The organism is Burkholderia sp. BC1, assembly GCF_052683555.1.
Genome location: NZ_JBQYLP010000025.1, coordinates 61,215 through 70,870 on the forward strand (window position 1 = coordinate 61,215; position 9,656 = coordinate 70,870).

General features: G+C 67.0%; 10 protein-coding genes. 4 read left to right on the forward strand and 6 right to left on the reverse strand.

Annotation, left to right across the window (positions count from 1 at the left end):
- Nucleotides 1-46 precede the first annotated feature (46 nt).
- The 4 genes from ACSHSS_RS14610 to ACSHSS_RS14625 all read right to left on the reverse strand — a co-directional run bounded on the left by ACSHSS_RS14610 (nucleotide 47) and on the right by ACSHSS_RS14625 (nucleotide 4,677).
- Nucleotides 47-532, reverse strand: coding sequence for a TlpA family protein disulfide reductase (locus ACSHSS_RS14610; RefSeq protein WP_445545160.1), 486 nt, complete (start codon nucleotides 530-532; stop codon nucleotides 47-49).
- Entirely contained in the window at nucleotides 529-1,788 is a 1,260-nt protein-coding gene (locus ACSHSS_RS14615; RefSeq protein WP_445545161.1) for an exo-alpha-sialidase, read from the reverse strand. Before ACSHSS_RS14615 ends, ACSHSS_RS14610 begins: the two co-directional genes overlap by 4 nt.
- Nucleotides 1,776-4,151: a TonB-dependent receptor gene (locus ACSHSS_RS14620; RefSeq protein ID WP_445545162.1), complete on the reverse strand. Its 2,376-nt coding sequence runs from the start codon at nucleotides 4,149-4,151 to the stop codon at nucleotides 1,776-1,778. The genes ACSHSS_RS14615 and ACSHSS_RS14620 overlap by 13 nt, the downstream gene beginning before the upstream one ends.
- Before the next feature lie 136 nt (nucleotides 4,152-4,287).
- Nucleotides 4,288-4,677, reverse strand: a complete 390-nt coding sequence (locus ACSHSS_RS14625; protein WP_035949646.1) for a DUF2946 domain-containing protein — start codon at nucleotides 4,675-4,677, stop codon at nucleotides 4,288-4,290.
- A 198-nt stretch (nucleotides 4,678-4,875) separates the two neighbouring features.
- Here ACSHSS_RS14625 and ACSHSS_RS14630 point away from each other — a divergent pair, with 198 nt between their 5' ends.
- Nucleotides 4,876-5,022, forward strand: coding sequence for a hypothetical protein (locus ACSHSS_RS14630; RefSeq protein ID WP_009690993.1), 147 nt, complete (start codon nucleotides 4,876-4,878; stop codon nucleotides 5,020-5,022).
- Between the two features lie 223 nt (nucleotides 5,023-5,245).
- Nucleotides 5,246-5,839 (forward strand): chorismate mutase, encoded by a 594-nt coding sequence (locus tag ACSHSS_RS14635; protein WP_217262481.1) that lies wholly within the window; start codon nucleotides 5,246-5,248, stop codon nucleotides 5,837-5,839.
- 27 nt (nucleotides 5,840-5,866) lie between these two features.
- Here ACSHSS_RS14635 and ACSHSS_RS14640 read toward each other — a convergent pair whose 3' ends face one another.
- A complete protein-coding gene (locus tag ACSHSS_RS14640) occupies nucleotides 5,867-6,994 on the reverse strand; it encodes an exonuclease domain-containing protein (protein ID WP_445545163.1) in 1,128 nt (375 codons plus the stop codon).
- A gap of 118 nt (nucleotides 6,995-7,112) precedes the next feature.
- Nucleotides 7,113-7,316 carry a cold-shock protein gene (locus ACSHSS_RS14645; RefSeq protein WP_006400778.1) on the reverse strand — a complete coding sequence of 68 codons (204 nt, stop codon included), beginning with the start codon at nucleotides 7,314-7,316 and terminating at the stop codon, nucleotides 7,113-7,115.
- A 390-nt stretch (nucleotides 7,317-7,706) separates the two neighbouring features.
- Here ACSHSS_RS14645 and ACSHSS_RS14650 point away from each other — a divergent pair, with 390 nt between their 5' ends.
- Both ACSHSS_RS14650 and ACSHSS_RS14655 read left to right on the forward strand, forming a co-directional pair.
- On the forward strand, nucleotides 7,707-7,973 hold the full coding sequence (locus ACSHSS_RS14650) for a hypothetical protein (protein ID WP_445545164.1): 267 nt from the start codon (nucleotides 7,707-7,709) through the stop codon (nucleotides 7,971-7,973).
- A gap of 478 nt (nucleotides 7,974-8,451) precedes the next feature.
- On the forward strand, nucleotides 8,452-9,591 hold the full coding sequence (locus tag ACSHSS_RS14655) for a porin (RefSeq protein WP_105777150.1): 1,140 nt from the start codon (nucleotides 8,452-8,454) through the stop codon (nucleotides 9,589-9,591).
- Nucleotides 9,592-9,656: the final 65 nt, after the last annotated feature.

Here is a 9,656-nt window from a genome sequence, read left to right on the forward strand (position 1 = left end):
TATCGAGCGCGGCGCGCGGCCCCTTCGCCGCGCGCCGCGTTCCGTTTCAGCGCCGCTTCGTACGCTGCAGCCAGCCGTCGAGCACGTCGTCGCTGAGCAACCCGCTGCGCGCCTCGCGCGCGCCGTCGCGCGCGATCCACACGGTGCGCGGCATCTCGCCCCGCCATCCCGCATCGAGCGCCGCGCGCAGACGCTCGGGCATCGGCTCCGCATTCGCATACTGCGCGATCTGCGGCGGCAGGTTCATCTGCGCGAGCGCCTGTTCGAGCGCCGCGCGATTGTCGTCGTACGCATCCATCGCGATCATCGCGACACGCACATCCGGATGACGACGCTGCCACGCGACGAGATGCGCAGCGTTCTCGCGGCAGTAGCCGCAATCGAGCGACCAGATCTCGACCGCGAGCGGACGTTCGTGCGCGCCGGCGTACAGCGTCGCAACCTCGGCCGCGCGCAACGGCTGCAGCGTGCCGGCCGCCCATGCAGACACGCTCGCCAGCACGAGCATCGTCGATGCGATCAGCCGCTTCATTGCCCGTCCTCCACCGCGATCAGCCGGTAACCGTCGTTACGCGTGCGCCACGACAGATAGATGCGGCCCGCATCGTCGAGCAGTTGCGGGTTGTCGCTCGCGCCCGACGTCGAGGCGATCACGCGTGGCGCCGACCAGTGTGCGCCGAGATCGTCCGAGCGGCGCAGCTTGATCTGCATCGCCTCGCCGTCGAACGCCTTCCACGCGAGCCACACGACATCGCCGCGCGACACGAGTGCCGGATGCGACACCTGCTCGGCCGGTCGCGCCGGATCCGCGCCGAAGGCCCACGGCGTGCCGCGCGGCTGGCCGTCCGCGCCGATGCGCGAATAGAACACGTCGGCGCGGCCGTCGACGACGCCGAACCAGGCGAGATGGCGCGTGCCGTCCGGCGTGATCGCGAGCGCGGGCCCGTGCTCCGGACACGCTTCGACATGCCAGTTCGAGAACGTCGCGCGCAGCGGCACGACAGGCGCCGACGCCGACACCGGCAGCACCGCGAGCGCATGGTCGCGGATCTGCCCGGGAAACACGTTGCGCCAGGCCGCCTGAATGCGGCCTGCCGGATCGATCGTCATTGCGATCCGGCAGCACTCGCAGGTGTGATCGGTCACCTTGCGCTCGGGCTCGAACGAGGCGCCGCCGTCGCGCGATACCGCGTAGTAAACGGCCGCGCCATCGTAGCTGCGCCCCGCGGCCTTCGCGGCGACGAGATCGCGCTTGTCGATCCACGCGATCGCGATATTGCCGGCCCGGTCGACGGCCATCATGTCAAAGCGGTGCGTGATCGCCTGCCGATCGCGATGCACGGTCGTCGGCACGCTCCAGGTCGCGCCGCCGTCGAGCGAACGCGAGAAGCGGACCATGCCGGTGTACGGCGCATCGAGCGGCATCGACCACGACACATAGACCGCGCGCCCGTCCGGGCTCGTCGCGACCTTCGGCCGATTCTCCGCGCTCGTGTAGATCGGCTCCGGCATCGCGTTGACGACGACCGGCGCGGACAAGGTGCGGCCCGCATCGTCGGAATGCGCGACGACGACATGCGCGCCTTCGACCCACGCGACCCACAGCCGATGCTGCGCGTCGAACGCGGCGCCGGTCGCAAGCGGCGCCTTCTGCTGCGCGGGCGCGCCCGCCATGCTCATGTGCGCGGCATGCGGATCGGCGGGCGCCGGCGCATCGTGCGCGCCGGCCGGCGACAGCGCCGCGAGCCACAGCGCGCAGCCGGCGACGATCGATTTCACAGCGACCATTTCAGTTCTCCATAGAAAGTGCGACCCGGATACGGGTGGAACACGTAGTAGCGGCGGTCCGTCAGGTTGTCGATGCCGACCGATGCGGTCCAGTGACGATCGAAGCGATAGCGCGCCTTCACGTCGACGACCGTAAACGCGCTCGTGCCGCCATAGACGTCGGGATTCACGTCGCTGTTGTCGAGCGTGTTGAACTGCCGGCCCGAATAGCGCACGCCGACGCTCGCGAGCCAGTGCTCGTCGAAGCGATACGATGCGAGCAGATTCGCGCGCATCCGCGGAATGCGCGGAAAGCGCGAACCGACGTACGCGGGGTTGGCGGCATCGGCGAGAATCTGCGCATTACTCGCCGATACGTTCGCGTCGATCGAGAGCCCCTTGAGCCCGACGTTTTCGCCGCTGAACGCGAGTTCGACGCCGCGCACGCGCACGCGGTCGACGTTCGAGATGTTGGTGACCGTCGAGGCGCCGGCGACCGTCGTCTGGCTGTAGATCGAATCGCGCAGATCGCTCTGGAACACGCTCGCACGCACGACGCCGACGCCGACGTCGCGCTCCGCGGTGAAGTCCCAGTCGATCGCCTTTTCGGGGCGCAGGTTCGGATTGTTGTTGACGATCGCGTTGTTCGAGATCGTCCCCTGGAACAGCTCGCCGACCGTCGGAAAACGCGTGCCGGTCGCGAACGACAGCCGGAAGCGCCACACGTCGGTCGCATCCCATTGCAGCGCAACTTTCGGCGACAGCGCGTTGGCGCTGCGATCCGCATAGCCGAACGTGCCGCTCGCGTTGCCGAGCGCGCCGCCGTAGGCATCCCAGCGCTCGTAGCGCAGCCCGAGCGTCGCGAGCCAGGCCGGCGCGAAGCGCCATGCGTCCTGCGCGTAGAGCGCCTGCGTGCGCGTATCGCCGCGATAGACGCTGGCGAGCGACGTGACCGGACCGTTCAGCCAGTCGGCCGTGTTGTATGTGACGTTGCGCAGGAAATAGTTGTCGTAGTGATAGCCGAACGTGAACGCATGACCGTGCACCTCGGGCGCTTCGGCCTTCAGGTCGAGCGTGCGCCAGCCGGTGCCGTCACCCTGGAACAGCGTGCCGGCCCCGCCCTGCGCGGTAGACGCGGCGCGCAGCACGTCGCGCGACACGTCGTACGCCGACACGATGCCCGACAGCCGCCAGCCCGACGCGAGCCGGCCGTTCAGCCCGAACGCGTACAGCCAGTTCTCCTGGTCGCCGCGCTGCGGCGCGAACGCGCCGGGCGCGATCGTCAGGTTCTGCCCGCCGATCGCCACGTTGCCGCCGTAGACCGGCTGGCCGGCCGCGTCGCGCAGAAACGTGTCGCCGTGCTGGCGGTAGTGATTCTCCCAATGCCCGAGCGTCAGCGTCGCGTCGACGCGGTCGGTGAACGCATAGCCCATGCGCACGGTTTCGTTGATCTGCTCGGTGCGCTCGAGCGATTGCGCGCCGACGATCGTGCGCGCCTTGCCGTTCGGCCCGATGTCGGTGGCGGCGCCCGTGACGGGCACCGCGCGGCCGAGTTTCGCGTTGTAGCTCGCGTTCGGGCTCGCGTACTGCATCGGCTGACCGTCGTTCTCGAGCCGGTCGAGCGACAGCGAGAACCAGAAGCGGCCGATGCGGTTCGCGATCCGCGCAGTCTGATGATTGCCGCCGAAGCTGTCGGCGAATCCGTAGCCGTCGCGATAGCGCTGCGTGAAGAACTGCGTCGACAGCGACGCCTCGAGCTTGTCCGGCCGCCGCGTGGTCAGTAGCACGGTCGAGCCGATCGCATTGCCCGGATACAGCGCCGAAAACGGGCCGTACAGCACGTCGACGCGCGCGATGTCGTCGGGCGCGATCAGCGACCAGCGCGGCGGATACGCATAGCTCGAACCTAGCAGGTTCGACAACAGCAGGCCGTCCGCATAGACGAGGCCGCGCGCGCTCTGCAGCTCGTTGAAGTCGCGCCCTGCGAACACGCTGTTGCGGTCGCCGATATAGCGCTTGCGCACCATGAGGTTCGGCGCGTACTTCAGCGCGTCCTCGGTCGTGACGTTGGTATGCGTGTCGATGCGCTCGCGCGTCATCGATTCGACGACGGCCGGCGTATCGGGATCGAGCGGCTCGCGCTGGGCCATCACGCTGACGGCGCTCAGCGTGTCGCCGGCCGGTTCGGCGGCAGCAGCGGAAGCAGCCGAAGCAGCGGAAGCCGCGGGCACGACGGCCCGCGCGGAGCGGTTCGCGGGATCGCGAACCGGATCGGTCGGCGCGCTGTCGGACGATGCCGCATACGCGCCGGGCAAGGCAAAAGCGGCCGCGCACGCCAGCGCAAGCCGGCCGCGCGTCGGTCGCGCGGCAAGGGTAAGCAACATGGAGAATTTCCTGAAAACGTGACCGGATACCGCCGTGCGAACACGGACGCCGGCGCGCCGCGCAGCAAACGCACGGCGCGCGGCATCGGCCGCGGGCGGCGGACCGTGCGCCGCAGCGGCGCACGGACGACGTCAATCAGATCGCGGTGTTTTCAGGGGGAGCGCGCGGTTGCGCGAGACGCAGGCCCGTGCGTCTGACGTCCGCTGCGACGGGCGCGACGGCGCGGTACGCGAAGGCCCGCACGAAGCCGGGCAGCGGCGGCAGGCTCGCGCCGAGCGCGAGGTTCGCCGCAAAGCCGGGGCAGTACACGCAGTGCGGCACGCCGGCGTGATCGAACGACGACGCGGCGCGATCGTCGTCCGCCTGCGCGAGCACGACATGGCGTGCGCCCGCTGCACTGCACAATTCGAGCGTCAGCGGGCCGGAGCCGCTCGACGCGACGCGCGCGTAGCCGATGACGGGCGACAGTACGTTCAGTACCAGCGCCAGCCAAACCAGGCCGATCCATCGCGTCGTTCGTTTCATCGCGGTCCAGGAAAAAGTGCGCGCAAGTATAACAAGCGGCCCGACTGTTGCCGATTCTGCAGACGGCAATAGCGGGCATCACAGCGCGTGCTGCAGCGCATGTGCCGTTAATACAACAGAGACAAAATCTAACGATTCGTCTCTGGCACAAATCCGAGCACGAGGTTGATAATCGTTGAACCCGTTGGAGAAATGACCATGGACGAAAGACCGACCCGCATGCCGCCGCCCGAGCAAGTGATGAGCCCGGATCCGGAACCCGTCGGCGTGGAATTCCTCGCCGAATTGCCCGAGCATGTGCGGGCGTTCTTCGACGAGCAGCACAAGCTGTACTCGCCGAAGTGAACGACCGTTCCGCTCTGTAACCGACACGTGTCGATCGTCGTCATCGTGCGGTTCATCGCTGCGTCTGTTGCGCAGTTTTCTTCGCACCCGGGCTGCAACGGCCTGACGGTGCCGGATCGGCTCGCCCGCTGATTCTTCCGCTGCGTCGCCACGCCGCGCGACCGCGTTCGTCTATCCTTCTGGTTTTCCACCTCGGGTCCACCCCGCCCCTCCGATCATTCCGATGAAGCAAGCCTTTCATGTCAGCGCCGCTGCCGTCGCGCTCGGTCTCGCCCTCTTCTCGTCGTCGCAACCCGTTCGCGCGGACGGCGACGATACCGCGCTCACCAACCTCGTCGCGCTCGCGTCGCAGCGTCTCGCGCTTGCCGAGCCGGTCGCGCGCTGGAAATGGGCGAACCGTCAGCCGATCGAGGATCGTCCGCGCGAGGCCGCGCTGCTCGCGGCCGTCGAACAGCGCGCGGCGCAGACGGGCCTCGATGCGTCGTTCGCGCGCACGTTCTTCGAGGACCAGATCGCCGCGAGCAAGGACGTGCAGAACGCGCTGTTCGCGACATGGCGCGCGACGCGGCCGCCCGAAGGCACGCCGCCCGATCTCGCGACGAGCACGCGGCCGGCGCTCGACCGGCTGACGCAGAAAATGCTGGCCGGTCTCGCACAGGTCGCGCCGTTGCGCGATGCGCCCGACTGCCAGGCGCGTCTCGCACGCAGCATCGCGAACTGGAAGGCGCTCACGCGCTACGATTCGAGCCGGACGCCCGCGCTCGATACGGCGCTGTCGCACGTGTGCGCGGGCGGCGGCGCAAGCGCGATCGGCTGATACCGGCGCGGGCGTCGCACCCGCCGCTCAGGCGGCCGACGTCACCGCAGCGAGCGGAATCAATTGCAGACCGCGCGCGAGGTGGGTCTGCAGCAGACGGTGCGTGAACGGTTCGAACGCGCCGCCCGCGGCATCGGCGGCGAGGCGCGCGGCCGCATCGAGCGACTCGGCACCGCCGAGGTAGCACCAGCCGTCGATCACATGAAAGAGCCGCCGCTCGCCATGCGCCTCGAACGCGACGGCGCCGTCGAACGGCCAGGGCGCGCCGCCCGCGCGCACCGGCTCGGCAGCCGGACGGCGGTTGTACGATGGCCGCAACCGCGCGACCCACTGCGCTTCGACCAGCATCGCGCCGAGCTCGTTGCCGGTTTCCCGCCATTCGACGCGCCGCACCTGCTGCGCGATCCGCATCTCTTTCGACGAACGCCGCTCGCCGGTCAGCAGCGCGCGCAGCCGCTGCCGCACGCGCACGCTGCGGCCGACGTAGAGCGGCTGGTCTTCCTCGCCGAACAGCGCATACGCGCCGCAGCCCGCCGGCGCCGTGTCGAGCAGCGCTTCGGTCACCTCGCCCGCGAGCCGGAACCGGCGCGTCGTCCGCGCGATCTGGTCGCGCAGCCGCTCGAGCGGCACGATGCCGTGCAGGTGCCGCCAGAATTGCCAGAGCAGATCGGCATCGGCGAGCGCGCGGTGCCGCGCGGCGGGTACGAGGCCGTGCCGCGCGATCAGCGCGTCGAGACCATGCCGCGATTCGCGCGGAAACAGCGCACGCGACAGGCGTACCGTGCAGAGCACGTCCGGATTGAACGCGAAGCCGGCCCGCTCGAACTCCGTGCGCAGGAAGCCGCGGTCGAAGCTCGCGTTGTGCGCTACGAACAGCTTGCCGTCGAGGCGCTCGAACAGCGCCGGCGCGAGTTCGGCAAACGACGGCGCGTCGCGCACCATCGCGTCCGAGATGCCGGTCAATTGCTGGATGAACGGCGGAATCGGCTGCCCGGGATTGACGAGCGTCGTCCAGGTCGACACGCCGAGCGGCCCGATTTCGACGACGCCGATTTCGGTAATCCGGTGCTCGGCAGGCGTGCCGCCGGTGGTTTCAAGGTCGACGAAGACGAGCGGTTGTTCGCTGGCGGGATCGGGCGGGCAGGAATCGGACATGAAAGGACGGAAAAGCGGTGCTGCCGTGAGTATGCACCACCGGCGGCGCGATTCGCCGCCCAGATGCAAAAAGCCCCCGCCATTGCGGGGGCCTGCTTGATCGGCCATGCGTGGCGCGTCAGAGCGCCTGGATGTTCGCAGCCTGCTTGCCCTTCGGCCCGACCTTCACGTCGAACGAAACGCGCTGGTTTTCCTTCAGCGTCTTGAAACCGTCCATCCGGATTTCGGAAAAGTGCGCAAACAAATCCTCGCCGCCATTGTCGGACGTAATAAAGCCGAAACCTTTAGCATCGTTAAACCATTTCACGATACCGGTATCCATACCTTCGTTCCCCACTCAATTTGATAAAAAAATCGCTACGTTATAGCTGATTCCCGAAATCCCGCGATCGAGCGCCGGCACCGGTACCGGGCACTGCGCCCGAGGACGGAGTGCTCACTTTATAAATGGGACAATCCGGGCGCGTCAAGAAAATTTTTAACGTTCGCTTTACGCGAAAAACGAATACGGACGGAATCGGTACCGCATCACTGATGATTAATTGATTCGCATCAGAAACCCTGTCAATATTACCGGGATCGGATCCATTATTAATCTGATAGTGAAAATCCTACCGGGGACGTATCCCGTCGGTAAATCGTCGGGGTTTTTACGGTTGCACGACGCGCCGGATGTTGCGATCCTGAGACAACGCAGTTTGAGGAGAGGGTCATGTGGCTGGACGGAATCAAGCGCTTCGCGAGTCGGCTCGCGCGCGTGCGCCGCAAGTCCCGCGCGCTGGCTGAAACGTCCCGTACTGCGCCGTGCGACACCGAGTTCGACCCGACGTGGCATGGCGATCGCTGGCAGAACCTTCTGGCGTCCCCGCTGGATGCGCGCCACTACGTGATGGAAGACTGGACGTACACGCCGCCGCAGGCGGACACCGACGACACGCCCCCCGCGGGCAAGCGCAAACGGCGCTCATACGGGCAGTAAGGGCAACCGACGGACCAAACGGGCAAAAAAAAGCGCGACTGGGAAGTCGCGCCGACAAAGGTTTGGAGATCTTTTCCGTCAACGAAAAAGTCTGCTTCGGAAAGCAGAAACCGCAGTATAGCGAGATAACATCCTTACATTAGCCATGGCCCGCACAAACCTCTATTGCCGATGTGTCAATAATCGCGCTATAGCGGCCGCGGGCGGCTAGAGGGCGCGTGTCGCCGTCGCGCAACGCACGGCGGACGCGCGCCGCGCTTCGCCGCGCGCCCTCGCGGACTGTAACCCCTTGATCTCAATAGGGTTTTCAATCCACCCAGATCATTTCCAAATCCAAAATACAGTATTGCCGGAAGCGGTTTTCGTCCGCTTGCGGCACGCTCCTTACACTTCAAGTGGATTTCCGACGATGCCGCCCGACTCCGTCGCGCCCGGCAACAGGTCCGATCGACATCATCGTGTCTGGAGACAGCATTCCATGAAAAAGACCCTGATCTTCGCCGCCCTGTCCGGCGTGTGCGCGGCCGCGCACGCGCAAAGCAGCGTCACGCTCTACGGGCTGATCGACGCCGGCATCACGTATACGAACAACCAGGGCGGCCATAGCGCGTGGCAGGAGACGAGCGGCTCGATCAACGGCAGCCGCTGGGGGCTGCGCGGCACCGAGGACCTCGGCGGCGGACTGAAGGCGATCTTCACGCTGGAGAACGGCTTCGGGATCAACAACGGCACGCTGAAGCAGAACGGCCGCGAGTTCGGCCGCCAGGCATTCGTCGGCCTCGCGCATAGCGGGTTCGGCTCGCTGACGCTCGGTCGCCAGTACGACAGCGTCGTCGACTTCCTCGGCCCGCTGTCGCTGACGGGGACGCAATACGGCGGCACGCAGTTCGCGCACCCGTTCGATAACGACAACCTGAACAACTCGTTCCGGATCAGCAATGCGGTCAAGTATCAAAGCGCAGACTTCGGCGGACTGAAGTTCGGCGCGCTCTACGGCTTCTCGAATTCGACCGATTTCTCGAACAACCGCGCGTACAGCGTCGGCGCGTCGTACAGCTTCATGGGCTTCAACGTCGCGGCCGCCTACATGCAGCTGAACAACAACATCAATTCGCTCGCGCTCGCGGCCAGCGATCCGGGCGCAGTGGCCGGCGACTGGACGTTCGCGGCAAGCCGGCAGCGCACCTGGGGCGCCGGCCTCAACTACGCGTTCGGCCCGGCAACCGCGGGCTTCGTGTTCACGCAGACGCGCCTCACCGATTCGGCCGGCATCAGCGCCGGGCAGTCGGGCGTGTCGGGCGGCATCCCGCTGACGGGCGACACGCGCTTCAACAACTACGAACTGAACGCGCGCTATGCACTGACGCCGGCGTTCTCGCTCGCGGGCTCGTACACGTACACCGACGGCCGCATGGAAGGACAGAAGCCGAGTTGGCACCAGTTCAACCTGCAGGCCGACTACGCGCTGTCGAAGCGCACCGATCTGTATCTGCAGGGCGAATACCAGCGCGTGAACGGGGACGGCCTCGCGGTCGGCGCGAACATCAACGGCCTCGGCGTTGCGTCGTCGACCAACAAGCAGATCGCGGTGACGGCCGGCATGCGTCACCGCTTCTGAGCGACGCGCCGCGCGGCTCGCCGGCCGCCGCTCGAATGACGAAGCGCCCCGATCGGGGCGCTTTG

Bases quoted from the DNA above. Each gene is read 5' to 3' on its own strand.
- ACSHSS_RS14620 (WP_445545162.1), bottom strand. From the start codon at position 4,151: ATGTTGCTTACCCTTGCCGCGCGACCGACGCGCGGCCGGCTTGCGCTG.
- ACSHSS_RS14615 (WP_445545161.1), bottom strand. From the start codon at position 1,788: ATGGTCGCTGTGAAATCGATCGTCGCCGGCTGCGCGCTGTGGCTCGCG.
- ACSHSS_RS14625 (WP_035949646.1), bottom strand. From the start codon at position 4,677: ATGAAACGAACGACGCGATGGATCGGCCTGGTTTGGCTGGCGCTGGTA.
- ACSHSS_RS14650 (WP_445545164.1), top strand. From the start codon at position 7,707: ATGTGGCTGGACGGAATCAAGCGCTTCGCGAGTCGGCTCGCGCGCGTG.
- ACSHSS_RS14655 (WP_105777150.1), top strand. From the start codon at position 8,452: ATGAAAAAGACCCTGATCTTCGCCGCCCTGTCCGGCGTGTGCGCGGCC.
- ACSHSS_RS14610 (WP_445545160.1), bottom strand. From the start codon at position 532: ATGAAGCGGCTGATCGCATCGACGATGCTCGTGCTGGCGAGCGTGTCT.
- ACSHSS_RS14630 (WP_009690993.1), top strand. From the start codon at position 4,876: ATGGACGAAAGACCGACCCGCATGCCGCCGCCCGAGCAAGTGATGAGC.
- ACSHSS_RS14645 (WP_006400778.1), bottom strand. From the start codon at position 7,316: ATGGATACCGGTATCGTGAAATGGTTTAACGATGCTAAAGGTTTCGGC.
- ACSHSS_RS14635 (WP_217262481.1), top strand. From the start codon at position 5,246: ATGAAGCAAGCCTTTCATGTCAGCGCCGCTGCCGTCGCGCTCGGTCTC.
- ACSHSS_RS14640 (WP_445545163.1), bottom strand. From the start codon at position 6,994: ATGTCCGATTCCTGCCCGCCCGATCCCGCCAGCGAACAACCGCTCGTC.